General features: G+C 33.4%; 17 protein-coding genes. 7 read left to right on the plus strand and 10 right to left on the minus strand.

What is annotated here, in order from left to right; all coding sequences use genetic code 11:
• Position 1 precedes the first annotated feature (1 nt).
• Complete coding sequence (rnr, locus tag K7G76_RS01095) at positions 2-2233, minus strand: ribonuclease R (protein ID WP_223032357.1); 2232 nt, start codon at positions 2231-2233, stop codon at positions 2-4.
• Positions 2234-2880: 647 nt separating this feature from the next.
• On the opposite strand from rnr, the gene rpiB reads away from it, so the two are divergent.
• The 3 genes from rpiB to K7G76_RS01110 are packed head-to-tail and all read left to right on the plus strand — an operon-like array spanning position 2881 to position 4717.
• Positions 2881-3315 carry a ribose 5-phosphate isomerase B gene (rpiB, locus tag K7G76_RS01100; RefSeq protein WP_223032358.1) on the plus strand — a complete coding sequence of 145 codons (435 nt, stop codon included), beginning with the start codon at positions 2881-2883 and terminating at the stop codon, positions 3313-3315.
• 35 nt (positions 3316-3350) lie between these two features.
• Positions 3351-4262, plus strand: a complete 912-nt coding sequence (locus K7G76_RS01105; protein WP_223032359.1) for a cation diffusion facilitator family transporter — start codon at positions 3351-3353, stop codon at positions 4260-4262.
• An 11-nt stretch (positions 4263-4273) separates the two neighbouring features.
• Positions 4274-4717: a GNAT family N-acetyltransferase gene (locus K7G76_RS01110; protein WP_223032360.1), complete on the plus strand. Its 444-nt coding sequence runs from the start codon at positions 4274-4276 to the stop codon at positions 4715-4717.
• Here the strand turns inward: K7G76_RS01110 and K7G76_RS01115 are convergent.
• From K7G76_RS01115 to rnpA, 3 genes are all read right to left on the minus strand, one after another.
• Positions 4714-5571, minus strand: coding sequence for an OmpA family protein (locus K7G76_RS01115; RefSeq protein ID WP_223032361.1), 858 nt, complete (start codon positions 5569-5571; stop codon positions 4714-4716). The genes K7G76_RS01110 and K7G76_RS01115 overlap by 4 nt on opposite strands.
• Positions 5572-5634: 63 nt before the next feature.
• The gene (locus K7G76_RS01120; protein WP_223032362.1) at positions 5635-7269 is read right to left on the minus strand and encodes a S41 family peptidase; all 1635 of its coding nucleotides are present in this window, start codon (positions 7267-7269) and stop codon (positions 5635-5637) included.
• Positions 7253-7651, minus strand: coding sequence for a ribonuclease P protein component (gene rnpA / locus K7G76_RS01125; RefSeq protein WP_223032363.1), 399 nt, complete (start codon positions 7649-7651; stop codon positions 7253-7255). The genes K7G76_RS01120 and rnpA overlap by 17 nt, the downstream gene beginning before the upstream one ends.
• A gap of 130 nt (positions 7652-7781) precedes the next feature.
• On the opposite strand from rnpA, the gene K7G76_RS01130 reads away from it, so the two are divergent.
• Both K7G76_RS01130 and K7G76_RS01135 read left to right on the plus strand, forming a co-directional pair.
• Positions 7782-9632, plus strand: coding sequence for a CBS domain-containing protein (locus K7G76_RS01130; RefSeq protein ID WP_223032364.1), 1851 nt, complete (start codon positions 7782-7784; stop codon positions 9630-9632).
• Positions 9633-9636: 4 nt separating this feature from the next.
• The gene (locus K7G76_RS01135; protein ID WP_223032365.1) at positions 9637-10827 is read left to right on the plus strand and encodes a succinylglutamate desuccinylase/aspartoacylase family protein; all 1191 of its coding nucleotides are present in this window, start codon (positions 9637-9639) and stop codon (positions 10825-10827) included.
• Between the two features lie 12 nt (positions 10828-10839).
• On the opposite strand, the gene K7G76_RS01140 is transcribed toward K7G76_RS01135, so the two are convergent.
• The 4 genes from K7G76_RS01140 to K7G76_RS01155 form a co-directional block, all read right to left on the minus strand.
• Positions 10840-11415 (minus strand): hypothetical protein, encoded by a 576-nt coding sequence (locus K7G76_RS01140; RefSeq protein ID WP_223032366.1) that lies wholly within the window; start codon positions 11413-11415, stop codon positions 10840-10842.
• Positions 11415-13211, minus strand: coding sequence for a M1 family metallopeptidase (locus K7G76_RS01145; RefSeq protein ID WP_223032367.1), 1797 nt, complete (start codon positions 13209-13211; stop codon positions 11415-11417). Before K7G76_RS01145 ends, K7G76_RS01140 begins: the two co-directional genes overlap by 1 nt.
• A 64-nt stretch (positions 13212-13275) precedes the next feature.
• Complete coding sequence (locus tag K7G76_RS01150; protein ID WP_223032368.1) at positions 13276-14880, minus strand: S8 family peptidase; 1605 nt, start codon at positions 14878-14880, stop codon at positions 13276-13278.
• A 10-nt stretch (positions 14881-14890) separates the two neighbouring features.
• A complete protein-coding gene (locus tag K7G76_RS01155) occupies positions 14891-15751 on the minus strand; it encodes an MBL fold metallo-hydrolase (protein ID WP_223032369.1) in 861 nt (286 codons plus the stop codon).
• A 116-nt stretch (positions 15752-15867) separates the two neighbouring features.
• Between K7G76_RS01155 and K7G76_RS01160 the strand changes: the two genes are divergently transcribed.
• Positions 15868-17706 (plus strand): cation:proton antiporter, encoded by a 1839-nt coding sequence (locus K7G76_RS01160; protein WP_223032370.1) that lies wholly within the window; start codon positions 15868-15870, stop codon positions 17704-17706.
• A 1-nt stretch (position 17707) separates the two neighbouring features.
• On the opposite strand, the gene lepA is transcribed toward K7G76_RS01160, so the two are convergent.
• Entirely contained in the window at positions 17708-19504 is a 1797-nt protein-coding gene (lepA, locus tag K7G76_RS01165; protein WP_223032371.1) for a translation elongation factor 4, read from the minus strand.
• A gap of 160 nt (positions 19505-19664) precedes the next feature.
• Here lepA and K7G76_RS01170 point away from each other — a divergent pair, with 160 nt between their 5' ends.
• Complete coding sequence (locus K7G76_RS01170; RefSeq protein WP_223032372.1) at positions 19665-22091, plus strand: outer membrane beta-barrel family protein; 2427 nt, start codon at positions 19665-19667, stop codon at positions 22089-22091.
• On the opposite strand, the gene K7G76_RS01175 is transcribed toward K7G76_RS01170, so the two are convergent.
• On the minus strand, positions 22092-23189 hold the full coding sequence (locus K7G76_RS01175; protein ID WP_223032373.1) for a TolB family protein: 1098 nt from the start codon (positions 23187-23189) through the stop codon (positions 22092-22094). It abuts the gene before it with no gap.
• Positions 23190-23249: the final 60 nt, after the last annotated feature.

Here is a 23249-nt window from a genome sequence, read left to right on the forward strand (position 1 = left end):
ATTATTCTCCATGCTTTCCAATTAAATTGAAGTCTAAATGTTTTTTTACCAAATCGGTATTTTTAACCTTTACAACAACTTCATCTCCTAATTGGTACATGTTTTTTGTATTTCTTCCTATTAATGCAAATTCGGTTTCATCAAATTCATAATGGTCATCGGTAATATCACGAACACGAACCATACCCTCACATTTATTAGTAATAATTTCAACATAAATTCCCCAATCGGTAACACCAGAAATAACACCAATGAATTCTTCGTCTTGATGATCCTGCATAAACTTAATCTGCATATATTTTATAGAATCACGTTCGGCTTTTGTGGCTAAATATTCCATATTGCTCGAATGGTTACATTTATCTTCATAAACCTCTTCATTTGCAGATTTTCCTCCATCTAAATAATGCTGTAGCAAACGGTGTGCCATAACATCAGGATAACGACGAATTGGCGAAGTAAAGTGACTGTAGTAATCAAAAGCCAATCCGTAATGACCTATATTATGAGTTGTGTATTCAGCTTTACTCATACTACGAATAGCTAGAGTATCAACTAAATTCTGCTCTTTTTTACCAACAACATCCTTTAATAAATTATTAAGAGAAGCTGAAGTTGATTTTCTATCCTTAAAGTTAAGTTTATACCCAAAACGACCTACAATATTTTGAAGTGCTCCTAATTTACTATCGTCAGGTTCATCATGAACACGATATACAAAGGTTTTTGGCGGTTTTTGCTTTCCTATAAATTCTGCTACTTTTCTATTGGCCAACAACATGAATTCTTCAATAAGTTTATTGGCATCTTTAGATGTTTTAAAATAGACACCAGTTGGATTGTTGTCTTTATCTAAATTAAATTTAACTTCTACTTTATCAAACGAAATAGCACCAGAACTCATGCGTTTTCTACGCATAATTTTTGCTAGTTCATCAAGCTTTAACACTGCAAAGGCAATATTTTTATCGGTTTGATATTCTTTTCCGGTTAAGGATACTTCTTTTGGAATGGTTGAATTAATTTGAGACCTCTCGACTTCACTCGAGGTGACATTTGGATTATTTTCAATAATAGCTTGAGCCTCTTCATAAGCAAAACGTGCATCACTATACGTTACAGTCCTACCAAACCATTGGTTAATTACTTCGGCTTTATCATTCAGTTGAAAAACAGCCGAAAAGGTATATTTTTCTTCATGAGGTCTCAATGAACACGCATTATTAGATAAAATTTCAGGAAGCATAGGTACTACCCTATCCACTAAATATACAGATGTGGCGCGTTCATAAGCTTCATCGTCTAAAACCGTTTCTGGTTTTACATAATGGGATACATCAGCGATATGGATACCTATTTCGTACAAACCATTATCTAAAATTTGAAAGGATAGAGCATCATCAAAATCCTTGGCATCTTTAGGGTCTATTGTAAAGGTTAGCACATCACGCATATCGCGACGTTTTTTTATTTCTTCTTTAGTTATTGAAGTATCTAATTTATTGGCATAATCCTCTACTTCATGCGGAAATTCATACGGTAAACCATATTCGGCTAAAATAGAATGTATTTCGGTATTATGCTCGCCTGGCTTTCCTAAAACTTTAAGCACGCGACCGTGTGGTGAGTCTTGTTTTTCTGTCCAATCATCCAACGAAACCAATACTTTATCACCTTCTTCAGCTTTGTTTATTTTATTGATAGGTACAAAAATATCTTTATACATTTTTGTACTGTCTGGAATCACAAAAGCATAATTGTCATGTACTTGAATAACACCAACATATTCGTTTTTAGCCCGTTTTAAAACCTGGGTTATTTCGCCTTCACGCCTACCACGTTTTAAACGTTTATAAACATAAAATTCTACTTCGTCACCATTTAAAGCCCGATTAATATTATTTGAAGCAATGTAAATATCATCTTCAAATTCATCAGTTATTATATAACCAGATCCTTTATGGGAAAGGTCTAAAATTCCTGTGTGATAATCTGTAGTAACAATAGCTTTAAACTTGCCACGTTCTACTTCTTCTATTTCCTTTTTAACCTTTAATTGCTGTAGTTTTTTTATAATCTGATTACGGCTACTAGCATCGTTAACACCTAATTTAGCAGCAATTTGTTTATAGTTAAAGGATTTATTGCGTTCTTTTTTTAATATACTTAAGATTGTATTTGTAAGGTTGGAAATCTTGTTTTTTGATGATTTCCTTTTTTTCTTTCTTGTCATGTAATTCTTTTCATATTCTGGTTCCAAAAGTCAGGAACGTGTAATTAATAATTTAATACCAAGGCGAAGTAAACTGTATTAAACTTCTACAAAGCTACGGTTTTAAAATTAAATCATATTTAGGTAAGATTAATTTAGTGTAAAAATACTTATCCACATATATTATTATATAATCTTTTTCTTTTTAAAAATTTTAAAAAATAATTATGATTATTATAGTTTGTTAATAACACGTATAACTTTTTCAAAGTTTGCTTTGATATCCTATTATTTACAAAAAGTTGATACGTAATTAACAGTATTTTAAATTATAAATGGTTCATTATTAATACTATTTTAATAACTATTAACAGCTGTTTATAACCTTTGTTAATAGCTTAATATTAATAAAAAAATAAATTTTACTGTTTATAAACCTGAATTTGGATGCTTAAAAATTACCTAAAAAAATTACCTAAAATTTTTGTCTATTTCAAAGTGATTTTTGCTTGTAATTTTTATTGAATTTTAAAAGTTTTTCTTTTAGAAAACAATAAATAGATATTAACAAGTTATGAGACTGTATAACTTAATTTATAAACAAAATAATTTATATGATTTAAAATCTGGCATTTTGTACCTTTACATCATAAACAACACGACTTAAAATGAAAATATCCATAGGAAACGATCACGCAGGAACCGAGTATAAATTCGCTATAATTAAACATTTGGAAGATAAAGGTTATACCATTACAAATTACGGAACCAATAGTAGCGATAGTGTAGATTATCCAGATTTTGTTCATCCTGTTGCACAAGATGTTGATAGTAATTCAGTAGATTTTGGTATTTTGATTTGTGGCAGCGCAAATGGTGTAGCCATGACTGCTAATAAATACCAACATGTTCGCGCTGGAATTTGTTGGATGAATGAAATTACAGAACTTACGCGTCAACATAATAACGCTAATATTATTTGTATTCCTGCACGTTATACAGCTATTCCTCAAGCTATAAAAATGGTTGACACATTTTTAGAAACTAAATTTGAAGGTGGGCGCCATCAAAATCGTGTAGATAAAATTCCTGTGAGCTGTTAATTAGATATTAAATACCAATATAGTATTGGTATATTATGGGACATTCGCATTCACATAATCATAATCATCCACAATTAAAAGATAGGAATCTTATAATTTCTATTTTACTAAATGTACTTATAACGGCATCTCAAGTAATTGGTGGTTTACTTTCAGGAAGTTTAGCTTTATTAAGTGACGCCCTACATAATTTTTCTGATGTTATTTCATTGGTTGTTAGTTTTGGAGCTTCAAAATTATCAAAGCGAAAAGCTTCAATACATAGAACTTTTGGTTATAAACGTGCTGAAATATTAGCAGCTTTTATAAATGCCTCTACTCTAGTGATAGTTGGTGTACTGTTAATTATTGAAGCTGTTAAACGCTACCAATACCCACAAGAAATAGAGTCTAATTTAGTTATTTGGTTGTCAGCAATTGCTATTTTGGCAAACGGCTTTAGTGTATTATTATTGAAACGTGACGCCAATTCAAACCTTAATATGCGTTCGGCATATTTACATCTTTTAACCGATATGATGGCTAGTATAGCTGTTTTAATAGGTGGGTTATTAATGAAATATTATAAGGTTTTTTGGGTAGATAGTGTACTTACGTTTTTAATTGCATTGTACTTAGTTTGGGTTGGCTATGATTTATTGAAGAAATCAACCAAAATCCTCATGTTGTTTACGCCAGATCAGGTTAACATTAAAGAGGTATTACGCGTTGTACATAGAATTCCTAAAGTAAACAAATTGCACCATGTTCATGTTTGGTGTTTGAATGATGATGAATTACATTTAGAAGCGCATTTAGATTTAGTTGAAGATATATCAATAACTGAATTTAATTCAGTTTTAAAACGAATAGAGGATGTTTTGCATGATGAGTTTGAAATTAATCATGTGACCATTCAACCTGAATTCAACAAAGCAGACTCTAAAGACGTAATAGTACAAGATTAATAATTACTTTAATGCTCCAGATTTATACAAAAATATTTAACGAATTAACAACTCAAGAATTGTATGATGTCTTGCAATTACGCGCTGAAGTTTTTGTGGTTGAACAAGACTGTGTGTATCAAGACGTAGATGGAAAGGACAAAAAAGCATTACATGTTTTAGGTTACAAAAATGATACATTAGTGGCTTATACACGAATTTTTAAACCAGGTGATTACTTTAAAGAGGCTAGTATAGGTAGAGTAGTTGTTAAAGTTAATGAACGTAAACACAAATATGGTTATGCTATTATGGAAGCGTCAATTCAAGCTGTAAAAGAAAATTTTAATGAAACTTTAATTAAAATTTCGGCTCAAACCTATCTTAATACATTCTATAATAATTTAGGTTTTAAAGCCATAGGAGAGGAGTACCTTGAAGATGGCATTCCACATGTGGCTATGGTTAAATTTTAATTACCTTCACCTACGTAAGTAACCAGTATTTCAACACGTCTATCAAACTTTGGGTCACCGCCTAAAGGGAATTTACGACGCATACCTACATATTTCATGCGACGTTTATCAACCCCTTTTTTAGCTAAATAATCGTAGATATACTTTGCTCTGGCTACTGATAAATTACGCTGATTGGTTTTTCTATCTACAGCATCTCGACTGTTTTGCGTACAACATACATGACCTTGAATAGTGAAATAAATATCTTCACGTTCTAAAAGGGTTTTTGCAATTTTTTCAAGAGTTTTTTTAGATTCAGGTAAAAGTATGCTATAACCAGTTTTAAAAAGTATGTTTTGCAATAAAAACTTATCGCCTGCTTTAATATCGCCTTTTATGGCTTCGGTAAATTCTTTTTGTTTTGGTTTTTTTATTTCTGCTTCAGTACGTGGAGGCGAATAAGGCTTAACACGAATTTCTACCTTGCGGTTTAATCCTCTAATTTTAGCTACATCTTCTTCTTTTACTAGTGTTAGTAATACTTCACCTTTACCGTCCACGTTGGTAATAACAGATTCGTCAAATTCGTTTCTGGAAAACACTTCCTTAATAGAATTGGCTCTATATTGTGATAATTGTAGGTTATAATCATCACTTCCACGATCATCACAAAACCCGTAAATGGATATTTTTTCAATATCCAACGATTCAATTTCGGATAGGAATAGCATTAACCGACTTTCTTCAGTAGGTACAATATTGTACCTATCTGTTTCAAAAAAAACAATATGTGTTCGCTCTTTTTCCTGTTCAGTTTGAGACCAAGCAATAGAACTCAGGCATAAAAAGAAAAGTGCTATTAATTGTTTCATAGTAGGCATTGAAATATAAATACAATATACTTATTTTTTTAAAACGCCCGATATTGTGGTTTATTATCTTAAATAACCTTTGTATTTACTAGGGTTTGATAGAATTTCAATAGCTTTCTTTATTTCTTGGTTATGCTCAACGTAATAATCATAGAGACCTTCTCTATATACATAGCGTTTTACAATTTCGTCTGTTAGTAAAGCTAAAATTTCATCTTTATTCTCGTCAATAGCTAATGCTTTAGAGTTATTTAGATTTGAAATAAGTGTATTAAAGTCCTTTTCTATATTATCGTCTAACTCTTCTTTTTCTGCACTTTCCATAACTTTAGTAAGTGCTTTTTCGGTTTCAGTTTCAAATGTAAAGTTGTTAGATTTTAAATAGGTTTTAAAATCTTCAAAATCTGAATTACCCAATTCTAAATCAGCAACATTAAGGTTAGGATGTTTGTAATAATAGTTGGTTGCATAGTCAAAAATTAAAAAGTCTTTTTGAATGGCTTTGGTTATTTCGGAATTCTTGGTAATATCTAAAGATTCGTCGGGGAAAACACCACCTCCATCAAAAACTGGCCGTCCGTTTTTAGTTTTAAACTCGTTATAATTATCCTTTTTTATACGAACGGCATTGCCTTTCTCATCACGATTCCAATAATCCAAAGCCTGAATACATCTACCAGAAGGTGTATAATATCTAGAAATAGTTATTTTAAGCTGCGTTCCATAAGCCACTGGTTTTGGACGTTGAACCAAGCCTTTTCCAAAGCTTCTGGACCCCACTATTACAGCACGATCTAAATCTTGTAAAGAACCTGATACAATTTCGCTAGCCGATGCACTACTTCCATTAATTAACACAACAACAGGTATTTCAGTATCTAATGGTTCGCGTTGAGTATAATAGGAACGGTTAAATTTTTTAACTTTTGATTTTGTGGTGACAACTAATTGACCTTTTGGTACAAATAGATTAACAATGTTTACAGCCTCCAACAACAAACCACCTGGATTACCGCGTAAATCTAAAATAATACGTTCTGCACCCTGAGCTTTTAAATCTTTTAATGCGTAACCCGTTTGAGAAGAAGCTTTGTTATTAAACTTATCTAGAACAATATACCCAGTTTTATCATCTACCATTGAGAAATGAGGTACAGCATCTATCTCAATTTCTGATCGCGTAATAGAAGTTGTGTATTCTTGACCTTGACGCAAATATGTGACGTTAATTTTTGAATTATTAGAACCATTTAACAAATCACCAGCATCTTCTTTGTAATCAGCTATTACGGTATTTCCAATTTTAATAATTTCATCACCTGCTTTTAAACCCGCTTTATCTGCTGGATAATTTTTATAAGGCTCAATAATAACCAATTTATCTTTCATGGTACGTACGTTAGCACCAATACCTGTATAATCACCAGTTCGTCTAATTTTTTCAGCTTCTACATCCTGTTCGTTGTAAAATTGAGTGTAAGGATCTAAATCTTTAAGCATGCCTTTAATGGCTGTATTCATTAAATCGGCAGGATTGGTATCATCAACATAATTCATGTTAACCTCTTTATAAAGCGTAGTAAATATTTCTATTTGTTTAGCGATTTCAAAAAAATCGTTTTGAAAAGCTGTTCCCGTAAACAATACAATTACAGCTAAAACAGGAATTATAATTCTTTTTTTAAGAAATTTTTTCATCATCAGGAAGTTTTTTAGTAGCCTTAACAAATTTGTTAAAAAGCTTTACTGTTGCAGACTCTATGTCGCTATATTTGGGTTTATCGTTACCAATGTACAAAATCATTAACGCATATTGTGTTGTAATGTTGTTAAAAATAATGGTCTTATTTAAGCGATAGGCTTCTCGCATTAAGCGTTTTATTCGGTTTCTGTCAGGAGCCTTTTTAAAATGGCGTTTGGATACCGAAACCCCAATATTTAGTTCAGCACTAGCATTCAGTTCAGTAGCTAAATAAACCATACGGAGCGGATAAGATGAAACCGATTTTCCTTCAGAAAACAGTTTGTCTATTAACTTTTTGCTTTTAAGTTTCTCTTTTTTGGAATAAGTACCTTTCATACGAGTTTAACAGATTACGAAAATAATAATTCCATTTTATTGCAAGCCTATTTAAGCCATGACATAAATCATATTTTAGTAGATTGATATAATGTAACTTACATAATTATTATGTTTTAAATATCAGGTTATGGGTAATTTAAATGTTACAAGACTAATTTCTAAAACAGAAAAAGCTGCTTTTATTCATCAACTTACGCGAGATATTGAGGCTTTAGAAATTATGCTTAAAGAAGGTTTAATTGAAACAGAACCTATTCGAATTGGAGCAGAACAAGAATTTTGCATTGTTAACAACGATTTTTATCCTAATGACAATTCGTTGACTGTATTAAATGATATTCAGGATAATCATTTTACAACAGAAATAGGCAATTATAATCTTGAAATTAATTCTGATCCATTAATCCTAAATGATGACTGCTTTTCTCAATTACACAAACAATTATCCAATCTTTTAGACAAGGCTAAAACCGTTTGTGAAAAGCATGACACAAAAATTATTCTTACAGGTATATTACCCACACTATCACTTAAGTATATATCGGAAGACAACATGACTAAAATTCAACGTTACAGTGTACTAAATGAAGCTATTAAAGATTCTAGAAAACAAGATTTTAGCATTCACATAAAAGGTGTAGATGAACTCAATTTATTGCACGATTCTGTAATGTTGGAAGCCTGTAACACGAGCTTTCAGGCACATTTGCAAATTCACCCCAACAATTTTATTGACGACTACAATTGGGCGCAAGCTATTGCTGGACCCGTGTTGAGTATTTGTACCAATTCGCCGCTATTATTTGGTAAAGAATTATGGAATGAAACACGTATTGCTTTATTTACACAAAGTGTTGATACACGAGCAAACTCATTTATATTAAATGAAAAACAATCTCGAGTTAGCTTTGGAGCTGATTGGGAAACAGGAACAGTAGTCGATATTTTTCGTGATAGTGTTTCGCGATTTAGAAGCCTTGTAACATCTGAATATGATAAAGACAGTGTAGATATGCTTAAAGCGGGAGAAATACCTAAATTAAAAGCTTTAAGCCTTCATAATGGAACGGTTTACAGGTGGAATAGAGTGTGTTATGGGGTAGGAGACGGAAAACCACACCTGCGCATTGAAAATCGTTATATTCCATCGGGACCAACCTTAACTGATGAAATTGCTAATATGATGTTTTGGATAGGGATAATGTTAGGCAAACCCAAAGAATTTGAAAACATTCATGAAAAATGGGATTTTAAAGATGTTAAAACCAACTTTTTTAATGCTGCACGATATGGTATGGGTACACAGTTTATTTGGAACGGAGATTATATATCCAGTCATAATTTAATATTGGATCATTTATTACCAATGGCTTATAAGGGGTTATACAAAGCAGGAATTTCACCAAAAGATGTTGAAAAATATTTAACCATAATTGAAAATCGTGTAAAATCGCATTGTGGTTCCCAATGGATGGTAAAGAGCTATAGAAATTTACAACTGAACTATAAACTGTATTCGGCAGCCCAAGTTTTGTTAGCTAGTATGTACAAGAAACAAGAACAAGATTACCCAGTTGGGAGTTGGAGTATTTTAAGCGGCAATGAGTCGTTAGGTTTTGATTCTGAAAAAACAGTAAAACACGCCATGAGCACCAAAGTTTTTTCAGTTGAAAAACATGATAGTTTGAAATTGGTTTTGAGTATTATGAAGTGGAAAAACATTCATCATATGCCAGTAATTAACAAAAAATTGAAACTTGTTGGATTGCTGTCGTGGAATGATGTTTTAAAATATATTGACGATGCGAATATAAATTCTATATCAATCGAGGAAGTTATGCATAGAGATCTCATAACAGCAACAGAATGGATGCCATTATCAGAAGCAAAGGCTTTAATGGAAACGAACAATATAAATAGTCTTCCAGTAATTAAAAATGATAAACTAATAGGAATTATAACTTCAAAAGATATGTAATTGTATGGTAGAAGTTAGCAGTCCAGTATTAAATAAAACCGTTATCATAAACCGAATAATAAGCAAGATAAAAGGCAATAACAAAGGGCCTACAATGGTTTTTTTTGGAGGTATACACGGTAATGAAACAGCAGGAGTTTTTGCTTTAAAACATGTTTTTAACACACTTAACCCAAAGGATATTTCAGGAACACTCTACGCTATTACAGGAAACACTGAAGCTTTAAAACAAAATAAACGCTATTTAAATAATGATTTGAACAGACTATGGTTTGAAGAGCGTATTGATGGTATTAAAAGGAAAACAGATCTAAACCATGAAGAACATGAATTATTGGAACTACATAAACTTGTTCATCAGATTATAGAAACAGAATCTGGACCATTTTATTTTATCGATTTTCACACCACTTCAAGCAAAACCATACCATTTATTACCATTAACGATGCCTTAATAAACCGAAAGTTTTCATCGTTATTTCCTGTTCCCATTGTGCTTGGTATTGAAGAATATTTAGAAGGACCTTTGTTAAGTTATATTAATCAATTGGGTTATGTATCTCTAGGTTTTGAATCGGGCCAGCATGATGAGAAAGATGCTATAACAAATAGTCAGGCTTTTATTTATTTATCACTCGTTTATGCCAAAGCCATAAAAGCTGAATCTGTTCTTGGTTTTCAAATGCATTACAAACAGCTACAAGAGCAGAGTTATAATATTCAAGATGCTTTTGAAGTTACGTATTTACACCGTGTTAGACCCGAAGACCATTTTAAAATGGTTGAAGGGTTTAAAAGTTTTGAAAAAATAAATAAAAAAATGGTTCTTGCTAATGATAAAGAAGGAGAGATAACCTCAAAATATAATGGTCGAATATTTATGCCTTTATACCAAAAAATTGGTGAAGAAGGTTTTTTTGTAATCCAACCTATTAAACCATTTTTCCTAAACCTTTCAGAATTTTTAAGACGTATTAAATTTGATAGTTTTTTAGTGATTTTACCCGGTGTTTCCTGGGCAAACAAACAAAAACAAGTACTTCTTGTAAACTTAAAAATAGCGAAGTTTTTTGCCAAGTCTTTTTTTCATTTGTTAGGCTACAGAAGTCAAAAAATTGATGCGACACACTTAAGACTCTCCAATAGAGAGCGTGCATCCAAAAAGGATATGTACAAAAACGAGGACTGGTATTAAAAAAGCCACTCGTTAAAGTGGCTTTATAGTATATTCTTGTAGTTCTTTTAATTCTTGATTTATTTTATTTCGCCACTCCGAAATTTCGTTTTTAGATTCCCAGCCATGGTTGGTGGCTTTGCTAAATTCAGATTGATACTCTAAACAGGCTTTCCATAGCAAACCATATTCGTAATTATACATTGAAAAACGCCTTTCCTTCTTTTCTTTAAGTTCTTCAAAACGCTTTCTAATTTTTCGGGCATATAGTTCTGCAATATCAAAAGTTAATTGTTCAAAGGGCAAATATTCTGCTTCATAATCTGGATCAAAATGAGATTTATCCTTATGAAATTCTGCTACAACAGTTAAATCTTCATAACCCTGTATATAATCGTTGGCATCAACCAAAACTTCTGATGGATAAAACTCTATTTTATAGGCTGTATGCGAGTAGCTATCATTTGCTTTTCGCGGTTTTTGAAAATCTTCAACACGCAAGCTGTAGCCATCTTGCCATTGTAGCACATTTTCACTGTTAACCAATTTATTCTGCGCTAAAATAATTTGAACAGAAAACAACAAAGAAAATAAAACAGATAAACGCATTATTTTTCCATAAGGTTATTATCGCGATTAATATCAGCCATCCCTTGCTTAGGATCTATATTAACCGATTTTACAGCTTTAGAAGCTTCAAATGAATAGTTAGGGTTTGCCCAAGCCCAATCTGAAATAATGGTTGCAGAGGTTGGTTTTTCACCACGCATCATTTGTAGCGGAATGTAAAAGTCCTCGCTTGTCCCATCGGCATAAGTAACGGTAACATCTAAAGGCATTGGCATAAAGCCTATTCGTTCCAACTCAATCATTTTGTCATTTATACTTTTCACACCATAGTCAATTGTATTTGTGGTTTGAGCAAAATCAATTAAATACCAATCCAACTCAAAATCGGTTACTTTTTCAGCAGAGCGAATAATATCTATAGGTCTTGGATGTTTAAAAGCAAAGTCGTTAAAGTATTTTTTAATGGTTTTCTTTAAGTTGTCTTCACCAATTACATAACCCAATTGTGCCATAAAAACAGCTCCTTTTGCGTACGCCGAAATACTATATGACCTATTAAACTCATAACGGTCAGCATGTGTTGTTAGGGGTTGTTCGGTTCCAGATTTAGCTAAATATAAATAGGCTCTGTAAGAATTGGCAGAAGGATTTTCTTTGTTCTCCTGCATAATTTCGTTCATGGCTAAATCACTAATATAGCTAGTAAACCCTTCATCCATCCATTCGTGTTTAGATTCATTTGTGGCTAAAAGAAATTGAAACCATGTATGAGCCATTTCATGAGCCGTTACACCTACTAGACCGCCAAAATTGCGCCCTCCCGTTATAAGTGTACACATCGCATATTCCATACCACCATCACCACCTTGAATAACGGAATATTGATCGTAAGGATATTTGCCAATATGTTCACTGAAGTATTGCATAAGCTCAACCGTTTTTGGTTGTAGTTTTTTCCAATTCTCTAAACTTTCAGCATCCATAGTGCTCTTGTAGTAAAAATTAAGCACGGGACCATTTGGGACTTGCATGGTGTCGTGTATATATTCTGGATCTGCAGCCCAGGTAAAATCGTGCACTTTAGGCGCCACAAAATGAAGGGTTTTTTTATTGCCCTTTGTTTTAACATCGTCTTGAAGATAACCAGTACCACCAACAACATAATTTTTATCGATAGTTAATTTTACATCAAAATCACCCCAAACGCCATGGAATTCACGACCGATATAAGGATCTGCATGCCAACCTTCAAAATCGTATTCGGCTAACTTTGGATACCATTGCGTCATGGATAACGCAACACCTTCTTTATTATTACGTCCAGAACGACGGATTTGAACAGGCACTTGTGCATCAAAATCCATATTAAAAGTTACAGATTCACCAGGTTGAATAGGCTTTGCTAATTCAACTTCTAATACAGTACCCACTGTTTCGTGTTTTAATCGTGCTCCGTTTTGCTTTAATGAGTTTACTTTAATATAACCTATTTCATTGGGTTGAAGTTTGCTAATTCTGTCACCAACTCGTCCATCAGGATCGGCAATGGTTCTTGAGCGAATATCCATTTCACTTCCTGGTTGGAAGGCGTTAAAGTACAAGTGATAATACACCCGATTTAAAACATCTGGTGAATTATTGGTGTAAACCAAAGTCTGTTTTCCTTTATATTGATAGGATTCCACATCCATATCAATTTCCATTTTATAGTCTACATGTTGTTGCCAATAACAGGTGTTATTATCATTTGTTGAGCTTTGGGCTATAACTTGAGAATTACTCCCGCACGACAGCAAAAGCATTAACCCTAATGTTAGAAATACTATTTTTTTCATTTGATTGAAGTTTAAAAAAAATCCTATCACATGAGGATAGGATTTTTTAAGTTTTTGAATTGTTTTATTTCATTTGGCTAGCCATGATTAATGCGTTGTAAGCATTTACCATTTTGCCAGATTTTGTTAAATCACCAAACGGTCTAACATCTTCAGGGTTTCCACCTACAACAACGTTAGTTTTAACCGCAAGTCCTGAATCTAAAATAACCTGTTTAACTTGCTCGGCAGATAATTTTGGATAGTAAGAACGAATTAAAGCAGCAACACCAGCTACAGCAGGAGCAGCCATTGAAGTTCCTCCTTTTGTATCATATTCATTTTCTGGTGTAGTAGAATATACTTTTGCTCCAGGAGCAAAAACATCTACATTATACTTTCCATAATTTGAAAACCCTGCAATCATTCCTGAACCATATTTTGGCTCTAAAGCGCCTACTGTAATAAATGTTTTAGAAACCTCTGGCCCTGTACCTATGGCATCGTTAGGATACACATCTTTTTTGTCGATATCAATACCTTCATTTCCTGCAGCATTAATAAACAATACATCGTTATCACTTGCATATGCAATGGCATCACGTACCCAATCGCTGTGAGGCGAGTAGTATTTACCAAAACTACCATTGATAATTGTTGCACCATTATCAACAGCATAACGAATAGCTAAAGCGATGTCCTTGTCATATTCATCACCATTTGGTACAGCTCTTAAGCTCATAATTTGTACATTATTTGCTACTCCATTTGCGCCTAAACCATTATTGCGTTCAGCAGCAATAATACCAGCTACGTGTGTACCATGGCTTTCTCCTTTTTCTGAAGGCAAAACATTACCATTACCATAACCAACATCAGATAAATCATCTGGATCATCACCAGTTTTTCTACCTTTAAGGTCTTTGTTCAGGTTGGCATTTAACTGATCTGTAAAGTATTCTACACCACCCTTTATAGCTTCAAGCGCAGCTTCTGTATCATCAAAACCATTGGCATACATGTTTTGAAGCATGGCTTTTGCTTGGTTTACAGTAGCATCGTCAGATGTAATACCACTTACATCTTCTTTTGTGTAATCTTCTTTGTTTAGGTGTTTTGATATGGTTTCGTCAGCGCTTTTAACCATCTCGTAAATCTGGTCGTAACGTTGTTTGTTAGCAAGTGCTTCTTGGTGCTTTTCCTCGTATTCAGCAACCGCAGCATTGTATTGTGGATTGCTTTTATCGCCTTTTACAATAATACGAACAAACTCCAATTGCTCATCGTAAGCATCGCCTAAAAAGTTCCAGCCATGAATATCATCAACATAGCCATTTTTATCATCGTCAATTCCGTTACCAGGAATTTCATCTTCATTTGTCCAAACCACACCATCTAAATCTTCATGTTCGATATCGATTCCAGAGTCAATAACAGCAACTATAACCGCTTTTCCTTTTTTATCTTTTATTATTTCAGCGTAGGCTTTATCAACGCTCATTCCAGGAATAGTATCGGTTACTAGATCTAAATGTCCCCAATTATGCTTTTCTTTTTCGGTTAGTTCCGTTTCTTTTAAAGGAACGTTATCAATGTTTTCAACTGGAGTTGATACTATGGCTGAACCACCACAGCTAGTTAATACTGTTGCAGTAATTGCCGTCAGTAAACATGCTTTAATTAATTTCATTTTTCGTTTTTTAGTTAAAAATCTCATTACAAGTATAAACGTTATCCAAACGCACGCCTTTTTCTGTGTTTTTTACTGTAATAATTTCATTGTGTGCATCGTGCTCCAAAAATAAGTAATAATTATTATTTGCAGCTAAACTTAAGAATTTTTCTTTTTCGTCTAAAGTTAGCAGTGGTCTAGTATCGTAGCCCATTACAAAAGGAATTGGTAAGTGTCCGGCTGTTGGCAATAAATCTGCCATAAAGCAAATGGTTTTATTTTGGTATTGAACCATAGGAATCATTTGCTTGTCGGTATGACCATTGGCAAAGAAAATATCAAATCCTAAATCAGATTTTTCTATTAAATCATTATTCGGAAGTGAAGTAAATTTTAACTGTCCACTTTCTTCCATAGGCAAAATATTTTCTTTTAAAAAAGATGCTTTTTCACGTTTATTAGGCTGTGTTGCCCATTTCCAGTGATCTTCGTTGCTCCAAAAATTAGCGTTTTTAAAAGCAGGTTCATAACCCGTTCGGTCTTTGTTCCATTGTACACTGCCTCCACAATGGTCAAAATGTAAATGAGTCATAAAAACATCAGTTATATCATCACGATGAAAACCATACTTTTTTAATGATTTGTCAATGGTATCATCTCCCCAAAGGTAATAGTAGCCGAAAAATTTCTCACTTTGCTTATCACCCATTCCGGTATCAATAAGTATTAATCTGTTGCCGTCTTCAATTAGCAAACAACGAGCGGCAATATCAATCATGTTGTTGTTGTCTGCAGGATTGGTCCTGGTCCATAACGATTTTGGCACTACACCAAACATGGCGCCTCCATCTAGTTTAAAATTTCCTGCGTTTATGGGATATAAATTCATAGTATTGCAAATTACTAAAAGCGTTAATATTTAAGAAACGAAAGTTAAATCAATAACTTCATTTTAACATTTAGCCTTAATTGTAATTATTTAGTATTTTCACAAAAATTAAAAACATGATAGAATTAGCTGGAATAATCATTTTAGGAATTTTAGCGCAATGGGTTGCATGGCGATTAAAAATTCCTGCTATTTTACCATTAATACTAATAGGGCTTTTGGTGGGTCCAATATCAGCTGAATTTTTATCGGAAGACGGCACGAAATGGATTGAACCGATTTGGAATGGGGAAAAGGGTTTGTTTCCGGGAGATGGGCTGTATTATTTTGTTTCGCTTGCTATAAGTGTTATTCTATTTGAAGGTGGCTTGACTTTGAAACGTGATGAAATTAGAAATGTTGGGCCGGTCATAACCAAACTAATCACACTTGGGTCTATTATTACATTTTTTGGCGGAGCTATTGTGGCTCATTATGTGTTTTATTTAAGTTGGGAGGTTTGTTTTTTGTTTTCGGCTTTAATTATCGTTACTGGACCAACAGTTATTACGCCTATTTTACGAAATATACCACTAAAGAAGGATGTATCAGCTGTCTTGAAATGGGAAGGGATATTAATTGACCCAATAGGTGCTTTGGTTGCCGTATTGGTTTTTGAGTTTATAAGTGTTGGAGGGGATAGCGGATTTACAAAAACTGCCTTTATTGAATTTGGTAAAATTATACTTTTTGGAACAACGTTTGGGTTTACATTTGCCCATGCTTTAAAGTTTGTCATAAATAAAAACCTAATTCCCCACTATTTATTAAACGTTGTCTCATTATCAACGGTTTTATTGGTTTTTGTGGAGTCCGATATTTTTGCTCATGAATCAGGTTTGTTAGCTGTTGTGGTAATGGGAATGGTTTTAGGGAACAGCAAACTTCAAAACCGAAAGGAACTATTATATTTTAAGGAATCTTTAAGTGTATTGTTGATATCCATTTTATTCATTTTATTGGCGGCAAACATAAGTGTTGATGATATGATGCTTTTGTATAATTGGAACACTGCGGTACTTTTTGGAATAGTTGTTTTTGTAATTAGACCGCTAGCGGTTTTTTTAAGCACAGCAGGATCTAAATTAAAAACCAATGAAAAGACCTTTATAAGCTGGGTTGGGCCACGCGGTATTGTAGCGGCTGGTATAGCATCACTTTTTGGAACAAAACTTATAAAACAAGGTGTTGATGGCGCAGAATATATTACACCTTTGGTATTTATGATTGTGTTGGGTACTGTTTTATTGAATGCCACAACAGCTCGTTTTGTTGCTAAAATTTTAGGAGTTTTCTTAACAAAAAGCGAAGGTATTTTAATAATTGGAGCTTCAAAATTTGCACGTGTAATTGGGCACTATTTGGAGTCAAACGGTAGACATGTAGTTTTGATTGACAACAACCAAACCAATATCGATAAGTCTTTAGAGTTGGGTTTAGAAGCCCTTAACGTGAATATTTACTCTGAAACACTTACAGATAATATAGAACTAAACGATGTGGGGTATTTAATGGCCATGACAGCCAACTCTGATATCAATAAGTACGCAATTAATAAGTTTAGTAAACAGTTTGGAGAAAACGGTAGTTTTAGACTAGTAACACGTGAGGAAATAAAAAACATTCACGATAACCCTAAAGAAGGCCTTTTTTCCTACACGGATGATTTTGTAAAACTAACCGAAGTAACTCGAAAAAACCCCGTTATAAATGAAATGCCTCTTAAGGACAAAGGCCACTACGATAAACTTATAAAAATAACTAACAGTGACGATGATATAGTTCCGTTATTTGTTAAAGATGAAGAAGGCGAACTTCACATTATATCGTCTTATAACAAGGATGCTAATAAAATCAATAAAAACTGTAGCTTGGTCTATTTAGGAAAAATGCTGAAAGCCGAAGACGTTTCGTAATTTAATCGTTTAATTTTAATACCGCCATAAATGCTTGTTGTGGAATTTCAACATTTCCAACTTGGCGCATTTTCTTTTTACCCTTTTTCTGCTTTTCAAGAAGTTTACGTTTTCTTGAAATATCACCACCATAACATTTAGCCGTTACATCCTTACGCAACGCTTTTATGGTTTCGCGAGCAATAATTTTTGCTCCAATTGCTGCTTGAATAGGAATATCGAACTGCTGCCTTGGTATTAGCTCACGTAGTTTTTCTGTAATCTTTTTTCCAATAGTATAGGCATTATCAGCATGAATTAATGCCGAAAGCGCATCTACAGGTTGAGAATTCAAAAGAATATCTACACGAACTAATTTTGACGTTCTCATACCAATTGGTGAATAATCAAAAGAAGCATAACCTTTAGAAACCGTTTTTAACCTATCATAGAAATCAAAAACAATTTCAGCAAGTGGCATATCAAAAGATAGTTCAACACGTTCGGTTGTTAAATAGGTTTGATTGGTTATCACACCGCGCTTATCAATACACAAAGACATAACGTTGCCAACAAAATCTGCTTTTGTAATAATAGTGGCTTTTATGAAGGGTTCTTCAACACGATTTAAGGTTGAGGGTTCAGGTAAATCACTAGGATTATTTACTATAATAACATCATCAGGATGTTTATTGGTAAAGGCATGATACGATACGTTAGGAACCGTTGTGATAACCGTCATATCAAACTCACGTTCCAAACGTTCTTGAATGATTTCTAAATGCAACATGCCTAAAAATCCACAACGAAAGCCAAAGCCAAGAGCGGCAGAACTTTCTGGAGTAAATACTAAAGACGCATCATTCAATTGCAATTTTTCCATAGAAGCCCTTAAATCCTCATAATCTTCAGTGTCTACAGGATAAATTCCTGCGAAAACCATAGGTTTTACATCCTCAAACCCACTGATAGCATTTTTAGTCGGGTTTTTGGCATCGGTTATGGTATCACCAACCTTTATTTCTTTAGCTTCTTTTATACCTGTAATTAAATAGCCTACATCTCCTGCTTTTATTTCTTGTTTTGGTTGTTGCTTGAGCTTTAGAGTTCCAACTTCATCAGCATAATAATTTTTATCTGTTGCAATGAACTTGATTTGCTGGCCTTTTTTTATGGAACCGTTAATGACCCTAAAATAGGTTTCTACACCGCGAAAGGGGTTGTAAACAGAGTCAAAAATTAAGGCTTGAAGTGGCTCATCTACATTACCTTTTGGCGCAGGAACACGTTCAATAATAGCTGTTAAAATATCTTCAATACCCAAACCAGTTTTTGCGCTAGCAGGAATTACTTCAGAGGGGTCACACCCTAGTAGGTCAACAATATCATCAGTAACTTCTTCAGGGTTTGCACTAGGTAAGTCTACTTTATTTAAAACAGGGATTATTTCTAAATCGTTTTCTAATGCTAAATATAAATTTGAAATGGTCTGCGCTTGGATACTCTGTGCGGCATCAACAATTAGTAGGGCGCCTTCACAAGCTGCAATTGATCGTGAAACTTCATAAGAAAAATCGACATGACCAGGTGTGTCTATTAAGTTTAAAACGTATTGCTCACCATTATGGATATAATCCATTTGTATAGCATGCGATTTAATGGTAATACCACGCTCACGCTCCAAATCCATATTGTCTAATAGCTGATTTTGTTTTTCGCGTTCTGTCACCGAACCTGTAAAATCCAACAAACGGTCAGCAAGAGTACTTTTACCGTGATCAATATGTGCAATAATGCAAAAATTTCTAATGTGCTTCATAACCTGTAATCTAGCATAACATAACTAGTTTGCAAATATAATTGTTTTATTATGCTTTAAATATTTAAAACCAACAATATTGTTGTACAATTTTCATTTACGGTAAAACCGTAATTAAAAGTTTAAAACAATTTTTATATTGCAATTCCAAACTAACTCAATGAATTTCACTTTCAGAATCAGTCTTTTCATTATCAGTGTTTTAGCGTCTTCTATGCTTTATTCACAAGATTTTTTGGTTTCTGGAAATGTAACAGATTCTCAACAAAACCCTGTTAGTTTTGCTAATGTGGTGTTGCTCTCTGTAACCGATTCTACGGCAGTAAAAGGAAGTACTACAGACAACAAAGGTCTTTTTGAAATTAAAAATGTTAGTTCAGGTTCCTATATACTAAAGACAAGCTTTATAGGTTTTAAAGCTGTATATCAAAATATTTCAGTTGAAAATAACGACATTCAGCTTAACAATATTGTTTTAGAAGAATCAGCTGAATCGTTAGAAGAGGTCTCTATTATTGCTAAAAAGCCAACGGTTAAAAAAGAATCTGATAGATTGGTTTTTAATGTTGAAAATACGGCTTTAAGTGAAGGTAATGTTATGGAGGTTATGAGAAGTACGCCTGGTGTATTGGTTTTAGACGGCTCGTTATCGGTTAAAAATGCTACGCCAACAGTTTATATTAATGATAGAAAGGTGCAGCTTAGCAGCAGTGAGCTAATGAATTTATTAGAAGGTTCACCGGCTAGCAGTATTAAGTCTGTTGAGGTTATTACAAATCCTGGAGCAAAATATGACGCAACTGATGGGATTGTTATAAACATTGTGATGGGTAAAAATCTCATTACAGGATATCGCGGCACTGTGTTTAGCAATTACACTCAAGGGGTTTATCCTAGATATAATGCCGGAACCACTAATTTTTATAAGAACAATAAAATTAATGTTTTTGCAAGCTATAGTTATAATAACGATAAAATTGCTCGCGTAAGTGACGAACAGGTTAATTTTATTGATAACAATGATGCTATTTACGAACGATGGGAATCGAATTTTGATAGAACAACCAAGTCACAAACCCATACCATAAACACCAATTTTGATTATTTTATAAACAACAATAACACGTTAAGCTTTTCGTCTAACTTATTATTTCTGCCCAAGTTTGATTATAAAATTAATGGACAAACCAATGTTTTTGACCCTAGTTATAATCCGTTATATAATTTTGACAATACCAACAACTCTTCTGATAACAAGCATAATTTAGGTTTTGATTTAGATTATGTAAGCAATCTTAACAACGGCAGCAAACTGTCTTTAAACGCCCACTTAACAACTTATGATTATAACAGGGACCAAAAAGTTAATAGTAACTATTACTTCCCTGACAGTAATCTAAATTTTTCAAATGCATTTGAAACCGTATCTAAACAAAACACCTTAATCAATACCGCTCAAGCTGATTACAGTTTGCCATTATCAGAAAACACAGGATCACTTTCTTTTGGAGTGAAAGGGTCTTTTGTGAATACCGATAGCGAGATTAACCAATATAGTATTATAAACGGAAACCCTTCTTTCGACCCCAATAACTCAAATGCATTTGATTATAAAGAAAATGTATTGGCAGCTTATAGTGAATTTGACAAAAGTTGGGAGAGGTGGGATTTAAATTTAGGCTTACGGGTTGAACAATCAGATATTGAAGGAAAATCAATTGTAACAAACAACACCTTAACACAAGATTATTTCAATTGGTTTCCAACAGCAAGCTTAAGTTTCCAGGCTTCTGAAAAAATAAGTGTTTATTCAAATTACAAGCGTAGCATTAAACGTCCAGATTATCAGTCGTTAAACCCGTTTAGGTTCTTTTTAAATGATAATACCATTGTAGCCGGAAATCCTAATTTACAACCAGCCCTTACAGATCACTTTGTCGTAGGAGGGTCTTTAAATTACAGTTTTTTTGTTGAAGCCTATTATAAAGACATCCAATCTAATTTTATGGAATTACCATTGCAGGACAATGATAATAACCTATTAATTTATACACCCACAAACCTAGAAAGCACTATAGATTTTGGTTTTGATTTTCTGGCTTATTTTAATTTTACATCATGGTGGAATGTGTACTTTGCAACGTCATTTTATAATATTGAAGAACAGGCCAGAATTAATGGCAGTCTTTTAAAAATGGATACTTGGTCAAATTATTCCGAATGGAGCAATTCACTTTCATTTTTAGAGGACAATAGTTTATCGTTTACATTTACATTGGTATACATTAGTAAAAACCAACAAGGCTTTCAAATTGTAGATGCACAGCTTTACAGTGATTTGGCCATAAAAAAGACAATACTTAATAAGCGTGGTTCAATAAGCTTATCTGCTGGCGATTTATTTAATCAACAGGACTATAAAGTTAGGGCGAAATATTTAAGACAAGATAATTCACGGTTTTTAAATATTGACAACAGATACGTAAAGCTAGGCTTTAGCTACAAGTTTGGTAATACCGGTTTAGAAACTAATCAAAGGACCAAGGATAAATCTGAACGTGACCGTTTGGAAAAATCTGATAACTAATTAATCTTGCCATTCGGCAATAAACAAATTGGTGTCGTGACCACCACCGTTGTTTCGGTTTGAAGAGAATATCAACTTTTTTCCGTCGTTAGAAAACACAGGGAAGGCATCAAAGGTATCACTATGGGTCACACGTTCTAAATTCTTGCCGTCGATATCAATCAAGTACAAATTAAAAGGAAAACCCCTTTCCGATTCAAAATTTGAAGAGAATAAAATTTTCTCACCGCTAGGGTGAAAAAACGGGCTCCAATTGGCATTGCCCAAATCTGTAAGTTGGCGTAAATCACTACCATCGGCATTACAAATATAAAGTTCCATTTGTGTTGGTTGAACAAGTCCTTCGGCAAGTAAATCTTTGTATTCTTTAATTTCTTCTTCGGTTTTAGGTCTAGATGATCTGAAAATAATTTTTGTACCATCTGGTGAAAAGAAAGCGCCACCATCATAACCCAACTCGAAAGTAATTTGTTTCACATCACTACCGTCAAGATTCATAGTGTACAATTCTAAATCACCACTTCTATCTGATGTAAAAACTATTTTGTCGCCTTTAGGTGAAACCGTTGGTTCAGCGTCATACCCTTTTTCGTTGGTTAATTGTGCTGTAATATTACCTTCTAAATCGGCGACAAATATATCATAGGTGTCATAAATTGGCCATATGTACTTACCGTTTTTACGTAATGGTGTTTCGGGGCATTCGTCTCCTCCTAAATGGGTTGAGGCATAAATAATGTGTTTGTTATCTGGTAAAAAGTAAGCGCAGGTTGTTCGGCCCTTTCCAGTACTGACCATAGGAGGCATGTTATCTTTAAAAGTTTCGCCAACATTCATCAAAAACATTTGATCGCAATTAACATTCCACCCTTCATTATTCGATTGAAATACGAGTTGCTTGTCATCAAAACTCCAATAAGCTTCAGCGTTATCGCCACCAAAAGTAACCTGTTTAATAGATTTAAAATGCGTTTCTTCAGGATAAATTAGAGAATCAACCCATTTTGTAGCACCAGAATCAGCATCTGTAGTTTTGCTTTTGTCAGTTTTACAAGAAACGGTTATGAGTAATATTAAGATATAAATATAATTTTTCATAAGGTTTTCAATTGATATATGTGCCAATTATTGCTTAATTTCGCCAAAAATAAGATTATT

The sequence above is a fragment of the Hanstruepera marina genome (genome assembly GCF_019880635.1).
Classification (GTDB): Bacteria; Bacteroidota; Bacteroidia; order Flavobacteriales; family Flavobacteriaceae; genus Hanstruepera; species Hanstruepera marina.